Below are 25,187 nucleotides of genomic sequence, written 5' to 3' on the forward strand. Positions count from 1 at the left end.
ACTTGGCGGTCCTCGCTCCTTGCTGGCACTGGGTGCCAGTGCCAGAGTGGAGCTGTGGCCGCCGGACCCCGGCGACCGAGGAGAACGATCAGGGCACGACGAGTGCCCTGACGTCGGAGATCCCGGCAGTTCCAGTCGGTCGACCGCGCGATTGCTCCGATCCCCTTCCGTGGGTCCGGCGGCTGCGATCCCTCTGTCGAGGCACATGGTGCCATCGGCTCCTGTTGTCCGGCGGGAGCGTTGGCATCTCACACGATTCAGGTGGCGGGACCGCCACGGCCGCGGAGAGAACGGCCGGGCGGCGCGGGAGCCGGAGCGGCGTCGGGCGACGGACGCGCGCGGAGAGCGGCTCCCCATCGACGACCGGGGCTGAGGGCCCGGTTCCGCCGTCGGGCTGAGGGGCCCGGCGGCATGTGGAGGAAGGGGTGCGGTGGAGTGGTGCCACCGCACCCCTCTCCGCGTTCCCGTCGCGACGCCACGCCCCTCGCGGGGAGGGCGGAACCGGCCCCGTGTCTCGTCAGCCGGCCGACGAGACCGCCCCGGCGACCCGGACGGCGTCCGCCGTCGCGCCGACGTCGTGGACCCGCACGGCCCACGCCCCCTCGTAGGCCGCGATCGCGGACACGGCGGCGGTCGCGGCGTCCCTCGCGTGGGCGGGAGGCGGTGTGCCGTCCGCGTCCGCGAGGACGTGCCCCAGGAACCTCTTCCGTGAGCCGGCCACCAGGACGGGGAGGCCCAGCGCGCGCAGCTCGGCGAAGCCGCCGAGCAGAGCGAGATCGTGCTCCGGCCGCTTCGCGAAGCCGAGCCCCGGATCGAGGACGAGCCGCTCCGGACCGATCCCCGCGGCGACGACCGCCTCGACGCGCGCCGCGAGCTCGTCGACGACCTCCCGCACCACGTTCCCGTACACGGCCCTGCTCGCCATGTCGTGGCTGAAGCCGCGCCAGTGCATCACGACGAACGGGACACCGCAGGCCGCCACGGCGGGGAGCATGGCCGGATCGGCGAGACCTCCGCTGACGTCGTTGACGAGGGCGGCACCCGCCTCGACCGCGCGCGCCGCGACGGAGGCGCGCATCGTGTCGACCGAGACCAGGACGCCCTCGGCGGCCAGTTCCCGTACGACGGGGACGACGCGGCGCAGTTCCTCCTCCTCGTCGACGCGCGTGGCGCCGGGACGGGTGGACTCGCCGCCCACGTCGACGAGGTCGGCGCCCTCGGCCACGAGATCCAGACCGTGCTTGACCGCCGTGGCCGGATCGAACCACCGGCCGCCGTCGGAGAAGGAGTCGGGCGTCACGTTCACCACGCCCATGACCGCGCACCGGTCCCATCCGGGCAGACCGGCCACCGAGCCGCGCCCGGGACGGCCCTGGACGGTCACGACGGAACCCCGGTCCGCCGGGCGACCCGGGGCCGGAGGGCCTCGCCCGCGAAGAAGGCCGGCAGCTCGCGGGAGACCAGGGACCGTTCGAGGAGTTCGCGGGCCTCCGCGGCGAGGGCGTCCGGCCGCTCCGCGGTGAGAGCGGCGGCCTCGGCGGCGATCAGGCCGAACAACCGCTCCTGGGGCACGAGCCGTTGCCGGAGCCACTGCCAGAGCCGGGCACGCGCGAGCTCCGCACCGGCGGCGTCGGCCAGGACCGCGTCGGGCGCGACCGTACCGGTCCCCCTCAGCCAGGCGTCGAAGTACCTCAGCGCGACGGCCACGTCCGCGCTCATCCGCGCGGTCTCCGGCACAGGCGCGGTGCGGTGCAGGGTGAGCAGGTCGTCGGCGCGCACCCGGACGGAGTCGAGGGTGCGGTGGATCTGGTGGGGACGGCCGGTGAGGTGGCGGTCGAACACCTCCGCGCAGAGCGGCACCAGGCCGGGATCCGCCACCGAGGACCCGTCGAAGCCGATCCGTGCCTCGTGCTCCTTCTCGGCCCGCACGCGGGTCCGGTCGGCGGTGCCGGGGGAGCTCCCCGGGACCGGGGGACGCGTGGTGGGCCCGCCGATCGCGTGTGCCCCGCGGCGGTGACAGGTACGGACGAGGAGCTCGTCGTAGGCCCGCAGGAAGGGCGCGGTCAGGGCGAGGTCCGCGCGATCGGGCAGCAGGAACCTGGCCCGGTGGCCGAAGGTCCTGATCAGACTGAACAGATAGCCCGAGCGGTCGGCGCCGAGCCCCGCGCTGTGCTCGCGGAGTTCGTAGAGGATCTCCTCCATCTCGAACGCGGCGGTGACCGTCCCGATGACGGCGGCGGCCCTCACGGTGCCGAGCGGGACGCCCAGGAGGTCCTGGGCGAGGAGGAACACGTCGTTCCACAGCCGGGCCTCGTACCGGTTCTCCAGCTTGGGCAGCGAGAGGTGGACGTGGTGCCCGGCTCCGGCGGGGGTCCGCCGGCGGGAGTGGTGGAAGAAGTACAGGCCGAAGTCGACCAGGGAGGCCGACAGGGGGCGGCCGTCGACCGTGAGGTGTTCCTCTTCGAGGTGCCAGCCGCGGGGACGGACCACGACGGACGGGAGGCCGCCGCCGGCGCCGTGCCCGTCACCCGGCCGGGCGCCGGTGTCGAGCAGGACCAGCTGGCCGCCCACGACGTTCGCCCAGGGAGCGCCGGCGGTGTCCTCGAAGTCCGCCGTCCAGACCCGGGCGCCGGACGCGAGGGCTTCGGCCGCCGCGTGAGGCGTCGGCGCCGAGACGATCTCGACGCGCCGGTCGGCCAGCCCCGGCGCGGGCGGGGTGACGCGCCAGTGGGGGTCGTCCCGGACCGCGGAGGTGGCGCGGGGGAAGTCCAGCGGCGATCCCGAGGCCAGGCGGTCCGCGCGATCGCGGCGCGCCGTCAGCAGCTCCCGGCGGCGGCGGGCGAACGCATGGTCGAGCCGGGCGAGGAACTCCAGAGCCTCGGGCGTGAGGATCTCGTCGTGGCGGTCGCCCGGAGGGCCGGTGACCGTGACGCGGGGCGTCGGTGTGTGGGTGGGCATGCTGTGTGTCTCCGAAGGGGGCTGCGTGCACGGACCTCGGGCCGTCGGCCCCGTCGCCGTACCGGAGGTGCTTGCCGCTCCAGGGCCTGTCTGACCATTCCCGTCGGGTCCGGCCCTAGCGGGACGGGGGCGTACGGGGCCCGCCGACGATCCCCGAGGCGTGGCGGAGGAAGGCCGGCGCCGAGGCGAGGAGGGCGGGCAGGGGCTGTCCGGTGGCGCCGGACCGGCCGCCGGATCCGCCGGCGGCCTCGGACTCGAGCGCGGCGATCAGGGCGGAGAGGAAGTCGATCGTGTCCCTGAGGGTGTCGCCGACCACGCGCAGCCGGGCGGCGAGGCCGCCCGCCTGGCGGCGTGCGGCGACGAGGGCGGCGTACTCCTTCGTGGTCAGAACCACCATGGGCCGCCCGTCGAGCATGATCTGACGGGGATTGCTCTTCGCCATCCGCGACCTTCCGTCACCGGGTCGTCCGCACGCCGCTCAGGGGCTGTCGTCTCCTCGGCCCGGGCCGGACAGCGTGCTGTCCGGCCCGGGCCAGGGGCGTCAGCCGTTGTCGGCCGTCAGCTCCGAGCGGACCGTGCGGGCCGCGGCGACCAGGTTCTCCAGAGAGGCCCGGGTCTCGGTCCAGCCGCGGGTCTTCAGACCGCAGTCGGGGTTGACCCACAGCCGCTCGGCGGGGATGGCCTCCAGGCCGGTACGGAGCAGCTTGGCGGCCTCCTCCGCGCTGGGGACGCGCGGGGAGTGGATGTCCCAGACGCCCGGGCCGGCCTCGCGAGGGTAGCCGTGCTCCGCCAGCTCTCCGGCGACCTGCATGTGCGAGCGGGTGGCCTCCAGGCTGATGACGTCGGCGTCGAGGTCGTCGATGGCCTGGACGATGTCACCGAACTCGGCGTAGCACATGTGGGTGTGGATCTGGGTGTCCGGCCGGACCCCGCTGGTGGAGAGGCGGAACGACTCGGTGGCCCAGTCGAGGTACGCGGCGTGGTCCTCGGCCCGCAGGGGCAGGGTCTCGCGCAGCGCGGGCTCGTCGACCTGGATGACCGAAGTGCCCGCGGCCTCCAGGTCGTTCACCTCGTCGCGCAGGGCGAGGGCGACCTGGCGGGCGGTCTCGCCGAGCGGCTGGTCGTCACGGACGAAGGACCAGGCGAGCATGGTGACCGGACCGGTCAGCATGCCCTTGACCGGCTTGGCCGTCTGCGCCTGGGCGTAGGTCGTCCAGCGCACGGTCATCGGGGTGGGGCGGGAGATGTCGCCGGCGAGGACCGGCGGGCGGACGTAGCGGGTGCCGTACGACTGGACCCAGCCGTGCTGGGTGGCGAGGTAGCCGTCCAGCTGCTCGGCGAAGTACTGCACCATGTCGTTGCGCTCGGGCTCGCCGTGCACGAGGACGTCGATGCCGGTCTTCTCCTGGAAGGCGATGACCTCGCGGATCTCGTTCTCGATCCGCTCGTCGTAACCGGCCGTGTCGATCCGGCCGGCGCGCAGGTCGGCGCGGGCGACGCGCAGCTCGTCGGTCTGCGGGAAGGAACCGATCGTGGTGGTCGGGAGCACCGGCAGGCCCAGGTGGGCGCGCTGGGCCACCGTGCGCCGGGCGTACGGCTGCGAGCGGCGGCCGTCGGCCTCGGTGATGGCCGCGGTGCGGGCACGGACGGCCGGGTCGTGGGTGAGGGCGGAGCCGGCGCGGGAGGCGAGGTCGGCGCGGTTGGCGGCCAGTGCGTCGGCGATGGCCTCGGTGCCCTCGGAGAGGCCGCGGGCGAGGGTGGCGATCTCGGCGGCCTTCTGGCGGGCGAAGGCGAGCCAGCGCCGGACCTCGGGATCGATGTCGGTCTCGGCGGAGGCGTCGAGGGGGACGTGGAGCAGCGAGGAGGACGCCGCCACGTCGACCCGGTCGGCCAGGCCGAGCAGGGTGCCGAGGGTGGCCAGCGACTTCTGGTAGTCGTTGATCCAGATGTTGCGGCCGTTGACGACACCGGCGACGAGCCGCTTGCCGGGCAGGCCGCCGACGGCGGCGAGGGCGTCGAGGTTGGCGGCGGCGGAGTCGGTGAAGTCGAGCGCGAGGCCGTCGACCGGGGCGGCGGCGAGGACCTGGAGGGCGTCGCCGAGGCGGTCGAAGTAGGAGGCGACCAGGAGCTTGGGCCGGTCGGCGGCGCCGCCGAGCTCGCGGTAGGCGCGGGCGGCGGCGTCGAGCTCGGCCGGGGTGCGGTCCTGGACGAGCGCGGGCTCGTCGATCTGGACCCACTCGGCGCCGGCGGCGCGCAGGTCGGCGAGGACCTCGGCGTAGACGGGGAGCAGCCGGTCGAGCAGGGTGATCGGCTCGAAGTCGGCGTCGACACCGGGGGCGGGCTTGGCGAGCAGCAGGTAGGTGACCGGGCCGACGAGGACCGGGCGGGCGGTGCGGCCCTCGGCGAGGGCCTCCTTCAGCTCGGCGACCTGCTTGGCGGAGTCGGCGGTGAAGACCGTGTCAGGGCCCAGCTCGGGGACGAGGTAGTGGTAGTTGGTGTCGAACCACTTGGTCATCTCCAGCGGCGCCACGTCCTGGGTGCCGCGCGCCATGGCGAAGTAGCCGTCCAGGGCGTCGGCGGCGACCGCCTCGCGGTGGCGCTCGGGGATGGCGCCGACCATCACGGAGGTGTCGAGGACGTGGTCGTAGTAGGAGAAGTCGCCGGTGGGCACTTCGGTGATGCCGGCGTCGGCCAGCTGCTGCCGGTTCGAACGGCGCAGGTCGGCGGCGGTGGCGCGGAGGGCGTCGGCGGAGACGCGGCCCTTCCAGTAGCCCTCGATCGCCTTCTTCAGTTCACGGTTCTGACCCTGGCGGGGGTAGCCGTAGACGGTGGCCTGTGCTGCCGCGGCTGCGGACTTCGTGGTCACGGAGACTCTCCTTCGCGAGTTGTGCCCAGATCGACGTCCCGGTGACGGGACGCGGACGCGAAGGTGACGAGGGAGCGCACGGACCTCGCCGTGAAAAAACATCACGACGGCCGTTCGCTGTCTACGCCGACCCGCCCACGAGGTCACCGGTGGATGCGTGCGCGGAATACGTCCGTGCACGGACAGCGGGCAGGTCTTCGGACTCGCGGGCACGCCGGCCTCTTCCGAGGCAGGCACCTAGTGGCCGTCGCTTCCCAGGACCTCACAATCCCAGTGCGTATGACGGCGGTCGTTCCCGCTCACCGCTGCGGGGCAGTCCCGGATTTCCACCGGGTTCCCTCTTACGACGCATCCCGTCTGGCGGACGGGGCGAACCAGCTGCTCGGCCAGAGTAGAGGGCGCAATCGCCGAGCGGCGAGGGTTATCCGCCATTTGGACGGTGGAATGAGACATTCCTCTGTCGTGGAGGGTCCGTCTCACTCCTCGACGACCACCGGATACGGCACATGGGTGCGCCGGTCGGGGTCGACGGAGAGGCTGCCGCCGGCCGGGGGTCTGGCCCGCTGGGCGCAGTCCTGCCGTTCGCAGATCCGGCAGCCGAGGCCGATCGGGGTGGCCGCGCGGGGGTCGTCCAGGGCGATGCCCTCGGCGTACACGAGACGGCTCGCGTGGCGGAGTTCGCAGCCGAGGGCGACGGCGAACTCGGCACGCGGCGCGTGGTGGCCGAAGCCGCCCCGGGTCACGGTGCGGGCGATCCAGAAGTACCGCTTGCCGTCCGGCATCTCGGCGACCTGGGTGAGGATCCGGCCGGGGGCGGAGAAGGCCTCGTAGACGGTCCACAGGGGGCAGGTGCCGCCGAGGCGGGAGAAGTGGAAGTCGGTGGCGGACTGCCGTTTCGAGATGTTCCCCGCGCGGTCGGCGCGGAGGAAGGAGAACGGGACGCCTCGGCGGCCGGTGCGCTGCAGGGTGCTCAGGCGGTGGCACACGGTCTCGAAGCTCACGCCGAAGAGCGCCTGGAGGAGTTCGATGTCGTAGCGGACCTTCTCGGCCGCCGCGTGGAAGGCGGTGTAGGGCATGAGGACCGCGCCGGCGAAGTAGTTGGCGAGGCCGATCCGGGCCAGACTCTCGGCCTGCGGGGTGGCCGGCTCCGCCGTCGCCACCAGGGCGTCGAGCAGCGGCCCGTGCTCCAGGAACGCCAGCTGCGTGGCCAGTTGGAAGGCCCGTTGCCCCTCGCTGAGCCACGGGGACAGCAGGAGCAGCCCGTTGTCGGGGTCGAAGCGGCGGACGTCGGCCGAGCGTTCCGCCCCGGCCGGGAGCACCTTGACCCCGTGCCGTGCGGTCAGGTGGGCGGCGAGCGTGTCCGCGGCGCGCCCGACCCGGCCCAGATCCAGCGCCTCCGCGGTGCGTTCGGCCTCCGTCTCCAGGGCCGCGACATGGTTGTGGTGGGCGTAGAAGAAGTCGCGCACCTCGTCGTGGGGTTCGGCGGGCAGCAGGCCGGCGGTCTCGCCGGGGGAGGCCAGGGCGGCGACGCGCTCCGAGGCGCCCCGGTACCGCTGGTGCAGCGCGACGAGGGCCCTGGCGACCTCCGGGTGATCGCGGGCCACGTCCGCGATCTCCGCCGACGGGACGGGGACGGGACCGCATGCCTCGTCCCCGAGGGCCGCCCGCAGGTCGGTCGCGAGCCGCTCCTCGCCCGCCTCGGAGAAGAATTCCGCATCGACGCCAAACACCTCCGCGATGCGCAGGAGCACCGGGGCGGTGAGCGGGCGCTGGTTGTGCTCGATCTGGTTGAGGTAACTGGTGGACAGGCCCAGGGCGCGGGCCAGTTCGACCTGGTTCATCCCCCGCTCACGGCGCAGCCTGCGCAGTTTCGCGTGGGCGTAGATCTTCCGCCCGGGCGACCGTCCCATGTCGATCACGACTCCTCTGCTCACCCTTGGGTGCGAATTTACCATCCGCAGATTTCGCAAAATTCGCAGTTTCGCACCTCGCGCAGGGACGGATTACGCAAGGTGGCACCGTCGCCTCCGGCCCGCCCCGGGGGAAGACTCGGCGGCGTACGACGCATCCGCCGCACGCCGCGAGGAGTCCCGTGATCGACCACCAGGTACGCGTCCACCCCAGCGCCGACCGACTGTCCCGAGAGGAGCAGCTCGCCTGGAAGCTGGCCGTCGTCGCCACCGGCACCCAGGAGGCACCCGACCTCGACCCCGAGGCATCGGAGATGGTGATCAACCGGATCATCGACAACGCCTCGGTCGCCGTCGCCTCCCTGCGCCGCCGTCCGGTGGCCGTCGCCCGCGCCCAGGCCCTGGGCCACCCGAGCGCCGGCGGCGCGTCCGTCTTCGGGGCCGAGCCCGGCACCCGGGTGTCGCCCGAGTGGGCGGCCTGGGCGAACGGCACCGCGGTGCGCGAGCTGGACTTCCACGACACGTACCTGGCCGCCGACTACTCCCACCCGGGCGACAACATCCCGCCCCTGCTCGCCGTGGCCCAGCGGACCGGCCGCACCGGCGCCGACCTCCTGCGCGGCATCACCGCCGCCTACGAGATCCACGTCGCCCTCGTCAAGGGCATCTGCCTGCACGCCCACCGCATCGACCACGTCGCCCACCTCAGCGCCGCGACCGCGGGCGGCCTCGGCGCGATGCTCCGCCTCGAAACCGAGACGGTCTACCAGGCGATCCAGCAGGCCGTGCACACCACCACCGCGACCCGGCAGTCCCGCAAGGGCGAGATCTCCAGCTGGAAGGCGTTCGCACCCGCCTTCGCGGGCAAGGTCGCGATCGAGGCCGTCGACCGGGCGATGCGCGGAGAGGGCTCCCCTTCCCCGATCTACGAGGGCGAGGACGGCTTCCTCGCCTGGATGCTGGACGGCCCCGGCGCCTCCTACACGGTGTCGCTGCCCGAGCCCGGCGAGGCCCGCCGCGCGATCCTGGACACGTACACCAAGGAGCACTCCGCCGAGTACCAGGCCCAGGCGATCATCGACCTCGCCCGCGGACTCCGCGAGAAGACGGGCCCGCTGGAGAAGGTCCGCTCCGTCGTCCTGCACACCAGCCACCACACCCACCACGTGATCGGCTCCGGCTCCGGCGACCCGCAGAAGTACGACCCGACCGCCAGCCGCGAGACCCTCGACCACTCCATCCCGTACATCCTCGCCGTCGCCCTGGAGGACGGCGGCTGGCACCACGAGCGCTCCTACGCCCCCGAGCGCGCCCAGCGGCCCGCCACCGTCGAGCTGTGGCAGAAGATCAGCACCGTCGAGGACCCCGCGTGGACCGCCCGCTACCACGACCCCGACCCGCAGCGCCGGGCCTTCGGCGGCCGGGCCGTCGTCACCCTCGACGACGGCACCGTCGTCGAGGACGAACTCGCCGTCGCCGACGCCCACCCCGCCGGAGCGCGCCCCTTCGCCCGGGCCGGCTACGAGGGCAAGTTCCGCACCCTGACCGAGGGCATCGTGACCCCCGAGGCCCAGGACGCCTTCCTGCGGGCCGCCGACCGCCTCGCGGAGCTCGGCGCGGACGAACTGGCGGACCTCTTCCCGGCCGTCGACACCGGGGCCGTCGCCGCCCACGACGCCACCCTCCCGAAGGGCCTGTTCTGATGCTGCACACCCACACCACCCCCGCGGCCCGGCGACGCCGTCTGCGCGAACAGCTCGCCACCGGAAGGCTGCTGAGGATCCCCGGTGCGATCAACCCGTACTCGGCCCGGCTCATCCAGGAGAACGGATTCGAGGCCGCCTACCTCTCCGGCGCCGTCCTCGCCGCCGACCTCGGCCTGCCCGACATCGGCCTGACCACCTCCACCGAGATCGCCGCCCGCGCCCAGCAGGTCACCCGCGTCACCGACCTCCCGGTCCTCATCGACGCCGACACCGGATTCGGCGAGCCGATGAACGCCGCCCGCACCCTCCAGCTCCTGGAGGACGCGGGACTCGCCGGACTCCACCTGGAGGACCAGGTCAACCCCAAGCGCTGCGGCCACCTCGACGGCAAGACCGTCGTCCCGCGCGACGAGATGACCCGCCGCCTCCGCTCCGTCGTCGACGCCCGCCGCGACCCCGACTTCCTCGTCATGGCGCGCACCGACGCCCGCTCGGTCGAAGGACTCGACGCGGCGATCGACCGGGCCAAGGCCTATGTCGACGCCGGCGCGGACGCGATCTTCCCCGAGGCCCTCGCCGACCTCTCCGAGTACGAGGCGTTCCGCAAGGCCGTCGACGTACCCCTGCTCGCGAACCTCACCGAGTTCGGCAAGACCCCCCTCCTGGACACGGCCACCCTGGAGAACCTCGGCTACAACATCGCGCTCTACCCCGTCACCTTCTTCCGCCTCGCCATGGGCGCGATCGAGGACGGCCTGCGCACCCTGGCTGCCGAGGGCACCCAGGAGTCCCTGCTCCCCCGCATGCAGACCCGCTCCCGGCTCTACGAGGTCCTCGGCTACGAGGAGTACAGCACCTTCGACTCGGCCGTCTTCGACTTCACCCTTCCCCCCGGCAACTGACCCTCACCGGAGGCCCGCCATGACCGCCACCGCTCCCGAGATCCACCGGGGTCTCTCCGGTGTCGTCGTCGACACCACCGCCATCTCCACCGTCATCGAGGCGACCAACTCCCTCACCTACCGCGGCTATCCCGTCCAGGACCTCGCCGCCCGCTGCTCCTTCGAGGAGGTCGCCTACCTCCTGTGGAACGGCGAACTCCCCGACGCCGACCAGCTCCGCGAGTTCCAGGCAAAGGAACGCGCCCTGCGCCCCCTGGACCGCACCACCTCCGAGGTGCTCTCCCGCCTCCCGGACACCTGCCACCCGATGGACGTGCTGCGCACCGCCGTCAGTTTCTTCGGCTCCGAGGACCCCACCGAGGACGACGGCAGCACCGCGGCCAACCGCGCCAAGTCCCTCTCCCTGCTCGCGAAGCTCCCCGTCGTCGTGGCGGCCGACCACCGCCGCCGGCGCGGGCTCGCCCCCGTCCGGCCCGACCCGTCCCTCGGCTACGCCGAGAACTTCTTCCACATGTGCTTCGGCGAGATCCCCGCACCGGCGGTGGTTCGCTGCTTCGAGATCTCCCTGATCCTCTACGCCGAGCACAGCTTCAACGCCTCCACCTTCACCGCCCGCGTCGTCACCTCCACGCTCTCCGACCTCTACAGCGCCGTCACCGCGGCCATCGGCGCCCTCAAGGGCCCCCTCCACGGGGGCGCCAACGAGGCCGTGATGCACATGCTGAACGAGATCGGCGACCCGGACCGGGCAGCGGAGTGGCTGGACGAGGCCCTGGCCTCCAAGCGCAAGATCATGGGCTTCGGCCACCGCGTCTACAAGCACGGCGACTCCCGCGTCCCGATCATGCAGGAAGCCACCGACCGCCTCGTCGCCCACACGGCGGGACCGGACGTCACCCGCCTGGCCACCCTGCACGCGGCCCTCCGCCACGCCATGATCAGCCGCAAGGGCATCCACCCGAACCTGGACTACCCCGCCGGACTCGCCTACCACCTCATGGGCTTCGACATCCCGACGTTCACGCCGATCTTCGTGATGAGCCGCATCACCGGCTGGACGGCCCACATCACCGAACAGCTCGAACACAACGCCCTGATCCGTCCGCTCGGCGCCTACAACGGCCCCGCCCAGCGCCCGCTCCCCGGAGCCGACCACCCGGAGGCGGCCACCCGCACGGCCGGTTCCTGAGCGGGGAGCGGATCCACCGGACGCCGGCACCGGCCGCTGTCATCAGCCGGAGCCGGCGGCGTTCCCTCCCGGGCCGGTCTCGCGCGGGCCGGTCTCGCTCGGGCCGGTGTCTCGCGGGCTGGTTCGCCCGGGCCGGGCCTTCCCGGGCCGGCCGCACCACGGCTCCGCCCGGTCCTCAGCCAAGGCGCCGCGGTACCGGTCTCGCCCGTCGGCCCCCCGTGGCGCCCCGTGGCCGTCCGGAGCGGTCCGAGCGCTCTGCGGCCAGGACCGCCCGGAAGGATGATGGGACCATGGAAGGGCTACCTTTCACCCCTCCGGCCGGGGCGGACGACGGCGCGCGGCTCGGACCGCCCCCGGCCGCGTTCGCCCTGCTCGCCGCGGACGGGGTGCTCGTGGGGTGGAGCCGTGAGGCCGAGGCCCTCCTGGGGTATCCCGCCGCGCAGGTGGTGGGACGCCGGGCGGCCGAGCTGCTCGTGACCCCGCCCTCCGATCGCGCCGGATCCGAGGAGCGGCGGCCGGAGAACGGGCCGCGGTTCGACGGGACCCGCAGTGCCGTCGTGGACGCACGCCACCGCGCCGGACACACCGTGCGTCTGGCGGTCACCCTGCGTCCCCTGAGCCCCCGAGCCGAGGGGGACTCCGCCGGCCGGAGCCCCTCCGCCGTCCTCATGGCCGCCGAGCTGGAGGAACTGCGCTGGTGGGAGACCCGGCAGGCGATGCTGCAGGGGCTCGTGACCCAGTCGCCGGTGACACTGACCATCTACGGCCCCGGCGCGCGCCTCCTGTGGGCCAACGCCTCCAGCGTCCGGGAACTCGGCGGCGACCTTGCGGCGTCACTGGGCCGGTCCATGACCGAACTCTTTCCCGGCGACGTCCTCACCGACCAGCATCTGGTGGATCCGGCGGAGTTCGTCCAGCAGATCCTCGACACCGGTGAGCCGGTCATCGACGTGCACTTCCGCGGCCGCTCCCCGGCCGACCCGCGCCGTGAGCGCGTCTGGTCCTCGTCCTATTTCCGGCTCCTCGACGGCCGGGGAGAACCGGTGGGGGTGTGCGAGCAGTCCATCGACGTCACCGACCACTACCGCGCGCAGCAGCGGCTCGCGCTCCTCGCGGAGGCCGGCGCACGGATCGGCGCGTCGCTCGACCCGTCGGGGACGGCGGCGGAACTCGCCAGGACCACCGTGCCGCGGTACGCCGACGCCGTGCTGGTCGACGTGGCGGCGGAGGTGCTCGCGGGGGAGGAGCCGGAGCCCGGCACGGCGGGGGACCTCGTACGGGTGGCCGATTCCGGGGGAGAACCCTCACGTAGGGGCGAGCGGGTCGCGTACGACGCCGGATCGGCCCAGGCCGAGAGCCTGGCCGGGGGCCGTACGACCGCGGACGACGAGGCCGCTCCGACGCGTCTGTACGTCCCGCTGACCATGCGGGGGAGGCCGCTGGGCCTCGTCACCTTCGTACGGGGCGACGACTCGGAACCCTTCGACGACGGCGACCGGGCGGCGGCCCGGGAGCTGGCCTCGCGCACGGCCGTGTGCATCGACAACGCCCGTCGCTACCGCCGGGAGCGCACCGCCGCCTTCATGCTCCAGCGCAGTCTGCTGCCGCGATCGCTGCCCGAACTGAGCGCGGTCGAGACGGCGAGCCGCTACCTGCCCGCCGACAGCCACCTCGGCTCCGGCGGCGACTGGTTCGACGTCATCCCGCTCTCCGGCGCACGGGTCGGTCTCGTCGTGGGGGACGTCGTCGGCCATGGACTGGGCGCCGCCGCCACGATGGGGCGCCTGCGCGCGATGGTGCGCACCCTGGCGGAGCTCGACCTCGCGCCCGACGAACTCCTGGCCCGCCTGAACGACCAGGTCGGGAGGGAAGCCTCCGACCAGCACGCGCAAGGCCGGGACGGCGGCGGCGCCGTCGGAGCGACCTGCGTCTACGGGATCTACGATCCGGCTTCCCGGACGAGCACCTGGGCGGCGGCGGGACACCTGACCCCGGCTGTGGTGCGGCCCCACGGCGCCGCCGACTTCCTCGCCCTGCCACCGGGGCTTCCGCTGGGCGTGGGACGGCTCCCGTACGAGAGCGCCGAGGTGGCGCTCCCCGCGGGAAGCCTGGTCGTGCTCTTCACCGACGGCCTCGTGGAGGCCCGGGGGCAGGGCGTCGGCGTGGGACTGGGCCGCCTGGCCGCCGTCCTCGGGGAGCGGCGGGAATCGTCGGCGGACCCGCTGTGCGCCCAGATCGTCGCCGAGCTGGTCACGGACCGGGTACGGGACGACGCGACGCTGCTCGTCGTGCGCACCCGCGCGCTGGACGCACGCCAGGTGGCGGACTGGGAGCTGCCCTCGGACCCCGCGCTCGTCGCCCGCGCGCGTGCGATGGCCGCGGAGCAGCTCGGGCGGTGGGGCCTGGACGACCTGGCCTTCACCACGGAACTCGTGGTCAGCGAGCTGGTCACCAACGCGATCCGCCACTCCTCCGGCCCGATCGGACTGCGCCTGATCCGGGACCGCTCTCTCATCTGCGAGGTCTCCGACTCCCAGCACACCTCCCCGCACGCGCGCTACGCCGGCAACGACGAGGAGGGCGGACGCGGCCTGTTCATGGTCGCCCAGCTCACCGAGCACTGGGGCACGCGCTACATGCCGACGGGGAAGACGATCTGGGCGGAACAGGCCCTGCCCGTGCCGTGACGACCGCTCGCCGTGCGGCCCTCGCCCGCCGCCGTAGGGACCCGCTCGCCGTGGGGCCGGCTCTCACCGTGCGTGCAGGCGTACGGCCAGCGCGGCGATGTCGTCGTCGAGGCTGCCCCTGCTGTGGCGGAGCAGGTCGTGGTGCAGCGCCGTGAGCAGATCACGGGGAGGCGTCGGGGGCTGCCGGCGCATCCACGCCGTCAACGGGAAGAACTCGCCGTCCCGGGCACGGGTCTCGGCGATCCCGTCCGTGTAGAGCAGGAGCAGCTCGCCGGGAGCGAACTCGAAGCTGTCCGCACGGTACTCGCCGCCGATCAGCTCCGCGAGGCTGAGCAGCGGCGACGGAAGGGACGGTTCGAGGATCCGTACGGCCTTCAGGGTGTGGATCATGGGCGGGGGATGTCCGCAGTTGACGATGGTGATCCGGCCGCCCCGCCGCGGGACCTCGACGAGCAGTGCGGTGGCGAAGCGCTCCATCGGGGCCTCGGGCGGATGATCGGCGTTGTGCCGGGCGCAACTGGCGTCGAGCCTGCGGGCGACGTCGGCCAGGGACGCCTCGCCGTGCGCCGACTCCCGGAAGGCGTTGACGATCGCCGCGGCGGCCCCCACGGCCGGCAGGCCCTTGCCCCGGACGTCGCCGATGAGCATCCGTACCCCGTAGGGGGTGTCCACCACCTCGTAGAAGTCCCCTCCGATACGGGCTTCCGCCGCGGCCGCGAGGTACAGCGATTCGATCTCGACGTTCCGGAAACGGTGTGGCAGGGGCCGCAGCACCACCTGCTGGGCCGCGTCGGCGACGAGCCGGACCTGGAAGAGGGTGCGCTCCCGTTTGAGCCGGACATGGCTTCCGTACGCGGCGGCCACGGTGACCGCGACGATCCCGCCGCACGTCCACCACGTCCCCAGATCGGGGAAGACGAAGCTGAGACCGATCATCAGGAGGAGGCAGACGGTCCCGAGGAGGACCGTCGGGAGGACCGGCCACATGGCGGCGGCCAGCGCCGGTGCCGCCGGCAGGAGGCGGCTGAAGGCCATTTCCGGCGGAGTGGCGTAGGCCAGGCCGGCGATCACGACGGTCAGAATCACCGGCGACAGCCGCACGAGCCTGCCGTAGCCGTAGCTTCGACGGAGCCGCGGCCGTCCGGACTCGATCATGAATCCCAGCGTATCCGCGAGGAGCCCGCTCAGCGACGTGACGAGGCTGCCCCGCCCGTGACAGACCCGGAAACCGTCCCTCGTGGAAGGACCGAGGTCGCGGAAGACGATCTCCCCGGGCGGGCCGGCGGGCCGACCGCCGGCGGACCGGTCCCGTGCCCCTCGGAGCGGGCCCGCCGGCTGCTCCGGTGCGGTGACGGGCCGGTCCCGTGCCCCTCGGAGCGGGCCCGCCGGCTGCTCCGGTGCGGTGACGGGCCCGCGGGGCTTGGGCGTGTCGGCCGGACCGGGACACCGCCGACCGAAGGATGGTGGCGGCCGCGCGACCGGCCACGACAGCGAACTCCGACCGCCAGAGCGAAACGGACGTGGTGTGGCCAGAAGACAGGGGAAGCGACGGAGCCTCGGCGCGGCGGGTGCGGCGGTGGCCCTCGTCTGGGGCTGCGCCGCCGCGGGGAGCGTCCGGCCGGCCGAAGCGGCACCGGGTGGTTTCGAGATGGCGGCCGAGCGGGCGGCGGCGGAGTTCGGCGTGCCGAAGGAAGTGCTTCTCGGCGTCAGCCACGAGTCCTCCTGGTGGGAGGGGAACCACGGCCGCCCGAGCACCAAGGGCGGCTACGGCCCGATGCACCTCACGGACACGACGTCCGGGAAGACGTACCCCCACCGCCCGGGCGAAGGGCCGGTGGACACCACGGGCACCGACGACCCCTCCGAGCACACCCTGCGGGCCGCCGCCGCGATGATCGGCGTCACGCCTCGGACGCTCAGGACGGACGAGCTGCAGAACCTCCGAGGGGGCGCCGCTCTCCTCGCCTCGTACCAACGGCAGATCACCCGCGAGATCTCGCCGGATCCGGGCAGCTGGTACGGAGCCGTGGCACGGTACAGCCAGGCCGCCGACACCGCGACGGCCGCACGGTTCGCCGACGGCGTGTACACGGTGATCCGCGACGGTGGCCGGCGGGTGCGCGAGGACGGCCAGACGGTGTCGCTGCCCAAGCGGCCGGACGTCCGTCCGTCGACGTCGCAACTCGCCTCGCTGAGGCTGCGGACGCTTCCCGCCGCGGAGGTGCCGGAGTGCCCCGCCGAGCTCAACTGCCGGTTCGTTCCCGCCGCGACCTCGAACTACCAGGTGGCCACACGGAGCGCCCAGGGGATCGACGTCGACTTCATCGTCATCCACGACCTCGAAGGGTCGTACGACGGGGGAGTCAGCTGGTTCCGGAACCCGTCGAGCGGCGTCTCCGCGCACTACGTGCTGAAGGCCGACGGCACGGAGGCGACCCAGATGGTCGCCACCAAGGACATCGCCTTCCACGCCGGGAACTACTGGTTCAACCTGCACGGCGTCGGCATCGAGCTGGAGGGGTACGCCGCCCAGGGAGCCACCTGGTTCACCCCGGCCCAGTACAGGGCGACCGCCGCGCTGGTGCGCTACCTCGCGGGACGCTTCGACGTCCCCTTGGACCGCAAGCACATCATCGGGCACGACAACGTCCTCCCCCCGAGGCCGGCCCGCGCGCCGGACGCGCACTGGGACCCCGGCCCGTACTGGGACTGGGAGAAGTTCATGGCCCTCATCGGTGCCGGTGCCGGTGCCGGCGCGCAGTCCGATGCCGGTGTCGCCCGGGAGAACACCAGGATCGGGCAGGCGGTCATGATCGCCCCGGAGTTCGGCGCGAACCCGCAGACGGTCACGGTGTGCGATCCGGAGTGCCGTACCCAGAAACAGCCTTCGAACTTCCTCCACGTCCGCACAGCGCCCCGCGCCGACGCCCCGCTCGTGTCCGATCGCGCCCTCCATCCGGACGGAGAGGCGAGTACCGACCGCATCGACGACTGGGGAGCCACCGCGATGTGGGGGCAGGAGTTCGTCGTCGCCGACGTGAGCGGGGACTGGACGGCCCTCTGGTTCGGCGGGCAGAAGGGCTGGATCCACAACCCGGCGGGCATCCACACCCGCCCCGCCCCGGACGCGCGGATCGTCCGTCCCGCGAGCGGCGCCGACTCCGTCTCCGTCTACACGACGGCGTACCCCCGCGCCGCCGAGTACCCCGAGGGACTGACCGCCTCGGCGCAGACACGCTTCGACATGTACGCGTTCCCCCAGGGACAGGCGTACGTGGCCGCGCACACACCCGTCGGCGCCGACGACTTCTTCCCGGCCACGCCCTCGCGCCCGGAGACCGTGGTCACCGGTGACCAGACATACGACGTGATCCAGTACAGCCGCCGCCTGGCCACCGTGAACCACGCGGAGACGCGGAGCTGACCCCCGGCGCTCGGCCTGGGCCGGCCGGTGAGCGGACGCGGGCCTCGTCCCGGACGGAGGCCCGTACGTCCGCGCCGGTCCCGCTCACGGCGCCGGCGGATGCGGGGGGTCCTCCGTGTCCGAGGCCGGGGGGTTCGGGCCCCGGAGGCGGGCGAGTGACTTCGTGAGGGCCTTCCACGGTGAGGGATCGCCCTTGCCGGCCGCCGGCGATGCCGTCCGGGACGCGCCCTCGCCGCCCCTCGCCGCGGCGAGGGCTTCGAGCGCCGACTCGGCGGCCTCCTGGTACAGGTCGCAGGACGCCGTCATCGCTTCGAGCGCCTTGGCGTACCTGGTGACCATGGCCCGTGCGTGGGCCAGTTCCTCGTCGGGGGTGAGCAGGTGCCAGCCCCGGCGCAGCCGTGTCAGGACCTGTTCGGCGTCGGCCGGCAGCGGCTGGGGCAGAGAGGCGAACTCGGCGATCCTGTCCAGGAGCTTGGTGGGTTCCCTGCCGTCCAGGAAGACGTCGCGGACCGTGAAGCGCTCCGCGTCGTGGTCACCCCCTTGCGCTCTCGAAGGCAGGATGACGGCGCCGCCGCGCGGTATCCCCACACCCACCTCGCGCTTCATCGCGTAGTCGGCGATCAGCGCCTGATCCGGCGTGGCCCGGTGCTCGACCACCCGGTGCCGCAGGCTCGCCGGCAGGAACGCCGTGATCGGCCGGCGCCCCAGGGCGTCGGGCGTCATCGCCTCGTGCACCACGACGTGGATGGACCAGCTCTGCCGGGTGCAGGCCCGCAGCAGCCGGCGCAGCTCGTCGTCGTCCTTCGGCAGATGGTTCGTCGTCCGCAGGCGTACGCCCGGCACCGCGTGGTGGTCCCAGGCGACCTGCTCGCTGTCGGGCCAGAACACGGTGGCGGGTGAGGGCCAGCCCGCCTCCCACGCGAGCTCGGCCTCGGCGGCGAGGACCCAGGGGACACCCTCGCTCTTCGCGCGCCGGGACTCGGGCTCGTAGGTGGTCAGTTGCGCGCGGACCGTCACCCCGTCGGCCACGCGCCAGCGGGCCTCGAACAGGCGGCGGGCGGACGGGCCCGGGTCGGCGGACTCGTCACGGGGATACAGGTCGGTGGAACGCGCCGCCTCGACGGGGTCGAGGTCCAGGAAGTCGTCGATCACCCGGGCCGCCTTGAGGGCGAGCAGGTTGCGCCGGACGTCTCGCTCCGGCTCGGGCCCGAGGTGACGCCCCCGCCCGAGCCAGGCGGTGTCGGGGACGGTGGTCGATGAAGAGCTGTTCTTGTCCATGGAACCGTTCGGTGGGCGATCAGGGCCCGACCAGTATGGTCCGCAACCCGCGCGAAGGAAGCGGTACCCCGCCCGAGCGCCATGATCTCCCATGGCGCCTGTCCGCGTCCGGCCCCGAAGAGGGGGCCCGGACCTCGCCGTCGTGCCGCGGCGGCACCGGGCAGCCGCCGCTCGCGGTGAACCCCTGAACGACGAGCGGCCCCGGGAAGACGAAGACGAAGGCGACGAAGGACGCCGGTGATCGGGCCGCGTCACGCCATGTCGGAGCCGGACAGCACCAGCTGTGACACGGCGATTCCCGCCACCACGATCGCCGCCCGGAAGGGCCAGCGGCCCGCGGCCCTCGAAGGCAACGCCATCCCGAGGAGCGCGATCGCCCCGGCCGCCGCGGTCAGGATCCAGCCCGAGGCGCCGGCGGCCCCGGGCGGTCCCGCGACGACCACCGCCACAGCCGCCAGCATCACCGACGGCGCCGTCCACCGGCAGGCCGCGCGGCCGAGCCGCTGCGGCAGCCCTCGTACCCCGGTCGCCAGATCGTCCTCGATGTCCGGAAGCACGTTCACCACGTGCGCCCCCACACCCAGCAGCGCCCCCGCCGTCACGGCCCACCAGGCGGGCCACGGCTGGGAGGGCAGACCGAGGGTGACGAAGGCGGGGAGCGAGCCGAAACCCACGGCGTAGGGCAGCGGTGAGAGCGCCGTCCGCTTCAGCCCCAGGTTGTAGGCCCAGGCCGCCAGGACGCCCGTCAGATGCACCGATCCCGCGACCGCCCCGCTCAGCAGGGAGAGCGGCACGCACAGGCCCAGGGCGGTCCCGGCCGCGACGGCCACCGTCCCGGCCGGGAGCTCGCCGGCCGCCACCGGCTTGTCGCGGCGCCCGGCGACCAGGTCGCGCCGCCCGTCGACCGCGTCGTTGCACCAGCCGACCGAGAGCTGACCCGCCAGGACCGCAAGGGCCACCGCCCCCGCCCCCGCCGCACCCCGGCCTCCTGCCACGGCCAGCACGGTCGCGAACACCGACACGGCGAGCGCCGGCTCCAGGTGGCAGGAACGCAGCAGGGGCGAGACACGGAGTGGCGTCCGCGGAGAGGCCTCGGACGGGTGCAAAGTCACCTGTGCAAGCTACTGAGGCATCCGGAACGAGGTAGGCATTCCGCCATGCGTGTCCCTGTGATCACCCCCGATGCCGCAGCCCCCGCTCCCTCGCCGCGCCCGCCGACCGCACCCGTCACGGCGACCACGATCGCCGCCGTCCACACCGCGGTGCCGCCGCATCGCTACGCCCAGGACGACCTGACCGAGCCCATCGGCGACCTGTGCCTCGCTCCCGGAGCCGACCGCGTCCTGCTGCGCCGCCTGCACGCCGCGACCGGCGTACGCACGCGGCATCTGGCCCTGCCGATCGAGCGGTACGCCGCACTCGGGGACTTCGGGCGGTCCAACGACGCCTGGATCGCGGCCGGTACGGACCTGGGCGCGGAGGCCGTCTCCGGGGCGCTGCGGGAGGCGGGGCTCGAACCGGCCGACGTCGACCTCCTGGTGTGCAACTCCGTCACAGGCGTCGCCACCCCCTCGCTGGACGCCCGGTTGGCCGGCCGCCTGGGGCTGCGGCCCGACGTCAAGCGGATCCCGGTCTTCGGCCTGGGATGCGTGGCGGGCGCCGCCGGGCTCGCCCGCGTCCACGACTACCTGCGCGGACACCCCGACGACACCGCCGTGCTGCTGACCGTCGAACTGTGCTCACTGACGCTCCAGCGGCACGACGACTCCCGCGCCAACCTCGTGGCGGGCGCCCTGTTCGGCGACGGCGCCGCGGCCCTCGTCGCGCGCGGCCGCGCCGCCCCCGGACGTGACACCGACGGCCCGACCGTGGTCGCCACGCGCAGCCACCTCTACCCCGGGACCGGGCACCTCATGGGCTGGGAGATCGGAGCGGGCGGGTTCCGCGTGGTGATCGACGCCGGTCTCCCCGCCCTCGTACGCGACCACCTCGGAACACCCCTGCGGGCCTTCCTGGCCGAACACGGACTCACCACCGACGACATCGGGGCCTGGGTGTGCCATCCGGGCGGCCCCAAGGTGATGGCCGCCGTCACCGACGTCCTCGGCCTGCCCGACGACGTCCTCGACAGTGCGCGGCGCTCCCTCGCGGCCATGGGAAACATGTCCTCGGTCTCCGTCCTCCACGTCCTGCAGAGCCACGGCGGACCCCGTCGGCCCGAGCCCGGCACCTGGGGCCTGCTGATGGCGATGGGCCCCGGCTTCTGCTCCGAATTCGTCCTGCTGCGCTGGTGAGGGGTCCGCATGCTCTGGTACGCGCTCCTCGTCCTGGCCGTCGCCGCCGAGCGGGTCGTCGAGCTGGTCGTCGCCCGGCGCAACGCCGCCTGGACCCTCGCCCGCGCGGGCGTCGAACACGGCCGCGGCCACTACCCGGTCATGGTCGTCCTGCACACCGCCCTGCTGGTCTGCTGCCTCCTCGAACCGGTGCTTGCCCAAAGGCCGTTCCTGCCTGCCCTGGGCTGGTCGACGGCGGCGCTGGTCCTGCTGGCCCAGGCGTTGCGCTGGTGGTGCATCACCACACTCGGCCCGTACTGGAACACGCGCGTGATCGTCGTCCCCGGCACCCGCCCGATCACCAGCGGCCCCTATCGCCTCCTGCGGCATCCCAACTACGTCGCCGTCGTGGTCGAGGTCGCCGCTCTGCCCCTGGTGCACTCCGCGTGGCTGACCGCGACCGTGTTCAGCGCGGCCAACGCGGCGCTGCTCACCGTCCGCCTCCGCTCCGAGAACGCGGCCCTCGGCCGGGCGGTGCTCGCGTGAGCCGGGTCCACGACCTGATCGTCGTGGGAGGGGGGCCCGCCGGCCTCGCGACCGCTCTGTACGCCGCGCGCGCCGGTCTCGACACCGTCGTGGCCGAGCGGCGCCGCGCACCCGTCGACAAGGCGTGCGGCGAAGGCCTGATGCCGGGGGCGGTCAGGGCCCTCACCGCGCTCGGTCTCGACGTCCCCGGCCACCCGATCACGGGGATCCGCTACGCGCAGGGATCCCGCCAGGTCCACGCGGCGTTCCGGCACGGCCCCGGCCTCGGCGTACGGCGCACCGACCTGCACGACCTCCTGCACCGGGCGGTCCTCGCCGCGGGTGTACCCGTGCTGCCCCTGCGGGTCGGGGAAGTGCGGCAGGACCCCACCGGTGTGGCCCTGCCCGGCGCCGGACTGCGCGGAAGGTGGCTGGTCGCCGCCGACGGCCTGCACTCACCGATCCGCCGCTCCCTCGGCCTGGGTCTCGCGTCCCGGGGGAGGCCCCGGTTCGGCCTGCGCCGCCACTACGCCGTGGCCCCCTGGTCCTCGTACGTCGAGGTGCACTGCGGAGCGTGGGGCGAGGCCTACGTCACCCCCCTCGGCCACGGGCTCGTGGGCGTCGCCCTGCTCACGGACTGGCGCGCCTCCTTCGACGACCAGCTGGAACGGTTCCCCGACCTGGCGGCCCGCTTGCCGGCGGAGCGGGCCGCCGGCGCGGTACGGGGCGCGGGACCGCTGCGCCAGAAGGTCCGCACCCGGCTCCACGGGCGGGTCCTGCTCGTGGGGGACGCCGCCGGATACGTCGACGCGCTGACGGGCGAGGGCATCTCGCTGGCCCTCACCGGTGCCGAAGTGCTGGTCGACAACGTGCTGCGCGGCACGCCGGAACGCTACGACGGCGACTGGAGACGCGCGACCCGCCGTCACCGGCTCCTGACGGACGTCCTCGTCCAGGTCCGTCAGCAGCCGGCGCTCGCCCCGCTCGTCGTCCCCGCGGCCGAGCGCCTGCCGCGCGTGTTCACCGCCGTGGTGAACGCCCTGGCCTGAGTCATAGGACGGGACGGAGCGGGCAGGCGGGTGCCGAGGGGAAGAGCTCCCCGGCTCCCGGCGACGGCCCGTCCCGCCGGGGAGGAGGAAGGAGGCTTTCGTGTCGAAGGTCGAAGAGTCCATCGAGGTCGAGGTCCCCGTGCGCACCGCCTACAACCAGTGGACGCAGTTCGCCTCGTTCCCGAACTTCATGGAGGGGGTGGAACGGATCGAACAGCGGACGGACACCCTCACCCGCTGGGTGACGAACGTGGAGGGCGTGGAGCGTGAGTTCGACGCGGCGATCACCGAGCAGATCCCCGACGAGCGCGTCGCGTGGACCACGGTCGGCGGCGAGGTGAGGCAGGCCGGGGTGGTCACCTTCCACCGTCTCGCCGACAACAGGTCGAAGGTGATGCTGCAGATGGACTACGACCCGGACGGGTTCGCGGAGAACATCGGCGACATGCTCGGCTTCGTCAGGCGCCAGGTCGCCGGTGACCTCCGGCGTTTCAAGCTGTACATCGAGGGGCGCGGCAGCGAGACCGGCGCCTGGCGCGGCGAGGTCTGACCCGCGACTCGTCCCTGCTCCACCCGTGGTCGCGAGGGTGCCCCAGCGGTCGTCGCGGACCGCCGGGGCGGGTTTCAGCCGCTTCCCGTGAGGCCGGTCACGGAAGGGTCCACTTCTGGTTGGGGCCGGTGTGGCAGGTCCAGAGGTGGACGGGGGTGCCGTCGTTCCAGGTGCCGCCGGAGGCGTCGAGGCACTTGCCGGACTGCGGGTTGCGGACGGTGCCGTCGGTCTGGGGCGCCCACTTCTGGGCGCCTGTGCCGTTGCACGTCCACAGCTGGATCCTCGTGCCGTCGGCGCTGCCGCCGCCGGAGACGTCCAGGCACTTGCCCAGCGCCTTCACCGTGCCGTCGGCCGCGACGGTCCACTTCTGGGCGCCGGTGCCGTTGCAGGTCCAGAGCTGGATCTTCGTACCGTCCGCGGTCTGGGAGTTGTCCACGTCGAGGCACTTGCCGTTGACTCCCTTCACCTCACCCGAGCGCGGACCGGGCTGCTCCCCTCCGTCCTGCTTGACCCGGACATCGCGGAAGGACACCTCGTCGCCGTCGCCGTGGTTCTGGATGCCGACGTGTCCCTGGCGCAGGCTGCGGGCGGGGTCGGTGTTGGTGAAGTCGTTGATCTTCCGGCCGTTCAGGAAGATCTCCAGCCGTTCCCCGGTCACGCGGAGTTCGTAGGTGTTCCACTCGCCCGGCGGGTTCAGCGCGGAGTCCCGCGCGGCGATGTCGGCGGACTTGAAGCCGTAGACGGCGCCGGTGGTGCGGTCGGTGCTGTCGGTGGCGTCGATCTGGATCTCGTAGCCGTTGTTCACCGCGGACCAGGGGTCGTCGGAGGCAGGGAAGCCGAGGAAGACACCGGAGTTGTCGTCCCCCGCGGCCTTCCAGTCGAGCTTGACGGAGTAGTCGCCGGTGAACTCCCGTGCCGCGTACCAGAGCATGCCCAGCCCGCCCCGGGAGGTGAGCGTGCCGTCCGCGAGGTCGAAGCCGCCGGGTCCCGCCTGCCGCCAGCCGGTGGTGGACGAGCCGTCGAACAGAGAGGTGTAGCCGGTCTCGGGCCGGCAGTCGGCGTCGGTCATGCCCGCGGCCCACCGGATGCCGCCGAGGAGGTGGCGGCGGAAGGCGGGCTCGGCGTAGGACTCGTCGGTGTGGCCGCCGCCCGTGTAGAAGGCGCGGCCGCCCCGGTAGTCCTTGCACCAGGCGATCGGGTGGTCGCCCGCCATGTTCCCGCCGGAGTAGCTGGACTCGTCGAGGGAGGCGAGGACACGGGCGGTGGTGCGCGGGTTGGAGCGGTAGTTGTACCACTCGTCGGTGCGCTGCCACGTACCGCCCAGGTGGGCCGTCGCGTCGTGGGCGCGGTCCTCCACGTCGACGGTGGCGGACTGGATCGCCGGGTGCGAGTGGAAGAGGGCGCCGGCGAGACCTTCGTAGAAGGTCCAGTCGTACTCGGTGTCGGCGGCGGCGTGGATGCCGACGTATCCGCCGCCGCCCTGGACGTACTGCTCGAACGCGGTCTGCTGCGGGCCGTCCAGGACGTCGCCCGTCGTGGACAGGAACACGACGGCCTTGTACTGGGCGAGGTTGCCGCCGGTGAACGCCTGGGCGTCCTCGGTGGCGTCGACGGAGAAGTTGTTGGCCGTGCCGAGGGCGCGCAGGGCCGCGACGCCGTCGTCGATCGAGGAGTGGCGGAAGCCGGCGGTCCTGGAGAAGACGAGGACCTTGTACACGGGGTCGGCGGCCACGCGCGCCTCGGGGGCGGCGACGGGAGCGGGCGCCGCGGCGGGCAGGGCCGCGGCCTGCGGGGCCAGTGCGAGCGTGGCTCCGGCGAACAGACCGAGGATCGCTTTCAGAGAGGTTCGCATGAGGTCGTCCTCCTTTCT

Annotated in this window: 18 protein-coding genes and 1 riboswitch; of the genes, 9 read left to right on the forward strand and 9 right to left on the reverse strand. The window is 73.3% G+C overall.

The annotated features are described in order from the left end of the window. Nucleotides 1–517 precede the first annotated feature (517 nt). The 5 genes from folP to ACFYT9_RS18930 form a co-directional block, all read right to left on the reverse strand. On the reverse strand, nucleotides 518–1,315 hold the full coding sequence (gene folP, locus ACFYT9_RS18910) for a dihydropteroate synthase (RefSeq protein WP_389165331.1): 798 nt from the start codon (nucleotides 1,313–1,315) through the stop codon (nucleotides 518–520). A 65-nt stretch (nucleotides 1,316–1,380) separates the two neighbouring features. Further along, on the reverse strand, nucleotides 1,381–2,958 hold the full coding sequence (locus ACFYT9_RS18915; RefSeq protein ID WP_389165172.1) for a malate synthase A: 1,578 nt from the start codon (nucleotides 2,956–2,958) through the stop codon (nucleotides 1,381–1,383). Between the two features lie 115 nt (nucleotides 2,959–3,073). Then, nucleotides 3,074–3,400: a hypothetical protein gene (locus ACFYT9_RS18920; protein WP_389165175.1), complete on the reverse strand. Its 327-nt coding sequence runs from the start codon at nucleotides 3,398–3,400 to the stop codon at nucleotides 3,074–3,076. 99 nt (nucleotides 3,401–3,499) lie between these two features. Beyond that, the gene (gene metE / locus ACFYT9_RS18925) at nucleotides 3,500–5,824 is read right to left on the reverse strand and encodes a 5-methyltetrahydropteroyltriglutamate--homocysteine S-methyltransferase (protein ID WP_389165177.1); all 2,325 of its coding nucleotides are present in this window, start codon (nucleotides 5,822–5,824) and stop codon (nucleotides 3,500–3,502) included. A 170-nt stretch (nucleotides 5,825–5,994) separates the two neighbouring features. After that, nucleotides 5,995–6,218, reverse strand: a riboswitch (cobalamin riboswitch). 82 nt (nucleotides 6,219–6,300) lie between these two features. After that, nucleotides 6,301–7,734 carry a short-chain fatty acyl-CoA regulator family protein gene (locus ACFYT9_RS18930; protein WP_389165179.1) on the reverse strand — a complete coding sequence of 478 codons (1,434 nt, stop codon included), beginning with the start codon at nucleotides 7,732–7,734 and terminating at the stop codon, nucleotides 6,301–6,303. Nucleotides 7,735–7,916: 182 nt separating this feature from the next. On the opposite strand from ACFYT9_RS18930, the gene ACFYT9_RS18935 reads away from it, so the two are divergent. The 4 genes from ACFYT9_RS18935 to ACFYT9_RS18950 all read left to right on the forward strand — a co-directional run bounded on the left by ACFYT9_RS18935 (nucleotide 7,917) and on the right by ACFYT9_RS18950 (nucleotide 14,218). After that, complete coding sequence (locus ACFYT9_RS18935) at nucleotides 7,917–9,437, forward strand: MmgE/PrpD family protein (protein WP_389165181.1); 1,521 nt, start codon at nucleotides 7,917–7,919, stop codon at nucleotides 9,435–9,437. Next, on the forward strand, nucleotides 9,437–10,342 hold the full coding sequence (gene prpB / locus ACFYT9_RS18940) for a methylisocitrate lyase (protein WP_389165184.1): 906 nt from the start codon (nucleotides 9,437–9,439) through the stop codon (nucleotides 10,340–10,342). Before ACFYT9_RS18935 ends, prpB begins: the two co-directional genes overlap by 1 nt. 19 nt (nucleotides 10,343–10,361) lie before the next feature. Further along, nucleotides 10,362–11,531 (forward strand): bifunctional 2-methylcitrate synthase/citrate synthase, encoded by a 1,170-nt coding sequence (locus ACFYT9_RS18945; protein WP_389165186.1) that lies wholly within the window; start codon nucleotides 10,362–10,364, stop codon nucleotides 11,529–11,531. A gap of 290 nt (nucleotides 11,532–11,821) precedes the next feature. After that, on the forward strand, nucleotides 11,822–14,218 hold the full coding sequence (locus ACFYT9_RS18950; protein ID WP_389165187.1) for a SpoIIE family protein phosphatase: 2,397 nt from the start codon (nucleotides 11,822–11,824) through the stop codon (nucleotides 14,216–14,218). A 63-nt stretch (nucleotides 14,219–14,281) separates the two neighbouring features. On the opposite strand, the gene ACFYT9_RS18955 is transcribed toward ACFYT9_RS18950, so the two are convergent. Next, on the reverse strand, nucleotides 14,282–15,373 hold the full coding sequence (locus ACFYT9_RS18955) for a PP2C family protein-serine/threonine phosphatase (protein WP_376596938.1): 1,092 nt from the start codon (nucleotides 15,371–15,373) through the stop codon (nucleotides 14,282–14,284). 370 nt (nucleotides 15,374–15,743) lie between these two features. Between ACFYT9_RS18955 and ACFYT9_RS18960 the strand changes: the two genes are divergently transcribed. Further along, entirely contained in the window at nucleotides 15,744–17,642 is a 1,899-nt protein-coding gene (locus ACFYT9_RS18960; RefSeq protein ID WP_389165189.1) for an N-acetylmuramoyl-L-alanine amidase, read from the forward strand. Between the two features lie 84 nt (nucleotides 17,643–17,726). On the opposite strand, the gene ACFYT9_RS18965 is transcribed toward ACFYT9_RS18960, so the two are convergent. Beyond that, nucleotides 17,727–18,920: a hypothetical protein gene (locus tag ACFYT9_RS18965; RefSeq protein WP_389165191.1), complete on the reverse strand. Its 1,194-nt coding sequence runs from the start codon at nucleotides 18,918–18,920 to the stop codon at nucleotides 17,727–17,729. Between the two features lie 251 nt (nucleotides 18,921–19,171). Then, the gene (locus ACFYT9_RS18970) at nucleotides 19,172–20,032 is read right to left on the reverse strand and encodes a UbiA family prenyltransferase (protein WP_389165194.1); all 861 of its coding nucleotides are present in this window, start codon (nucleotides 20,030–20,032) and stop codon (nucleotides 19,172–19,174) included. Between the two features lie 45 nt (nucleotides 20,033–20,077). Here ACFYT9_RS18970 and ACFYT9_RS18975 point away from each other — a divergent pair, with 45 nt between their 5' ends. The 4 genes from ACFYT9_RS18975 (at nucleotide 20,078) to ACFYT9_RS18990 (ending at nucleotide 23,317) form a co-directional block, all read left to right on the forward strand. Beyond that, entirely contained in the window at nucleotides 20,078–21,214 is a 1,137-nt protein-coding gene (locus ACFYT9_RS18975; RefSeq protein ID WP_389165196.1) for a type III polyketide synthase, read from the forward strand. Nucleotides 21,215–21,223: 9 nt separating this feature from the next. Further along, a complete protein-coding gene (locus tag ACFYT9_RS18980) occupies nucleotides 21,224–21,739 on the forward strand; it encodes an isoprenylcysteine carboxyl methyltransferase family protein (RefSeq protein WP_389165199.1) in 516 nt (171 codons plus the stop codon). Further along, complete coding sequence (locus ACFYT9_RS18985) at nucleotides 21,736–22,767, forward strand: NAD(P)/FAD-dependent oxidoreductase (protein WP_389165201.1); 1,032 nt, start codon at nucleotides 21,736–21,738, stop codon at nucleotides 22,765–22,767. The genes ACFYT9_RS18980 and ACFYT9_RS18985 overlap by 4 nt, the downstream gene beginning before the upstream one ends. 100 nt (nucleotides 22,768–22,867) lie before the next feature. Then, nucleotides 22,868–23,317, forward strand: a complete 450-nt coding sequence (locus tag ACFYT9_RS18990; protein ID WP_387270402.1) for an SRPBCC family protein — start codon at nucleotides 22,868–22,870, stop codon at nucleotides 23,315–23,317. Nucleotides 23,318–23,414: 97 nt separating this feature from the next. On the opposite strand, the gene ACFYT9_RS18995 is transcribed toward ACFYT9_RS18990, so the two are convergent. Continuing rightward, nucleotides 23,415–25,169: a ThuA domain-containing protein gene (locus ACFYT9_RS18995; protein ID WP_389165205.1), complete on the reverse strand. Its 1,755-nt coding sequence runs from the start codon at nucleotides 25,167–25,169 to the stop codon at nucleotides 23,415–23,417. Nucleotides 25,170–25,187 lie beyond the last annotated feature (18 nt).

It is taken from the genome of Streptomyces sp. NPDC004435 (genome assembly GCF_042873895.1).
In the GTDB taxonomy this organism is placed as follows: Bacteria; Actinomycetota; Actinomycetes; order Streptomycetales; family Streptomycetaceae; genus Streptomyces.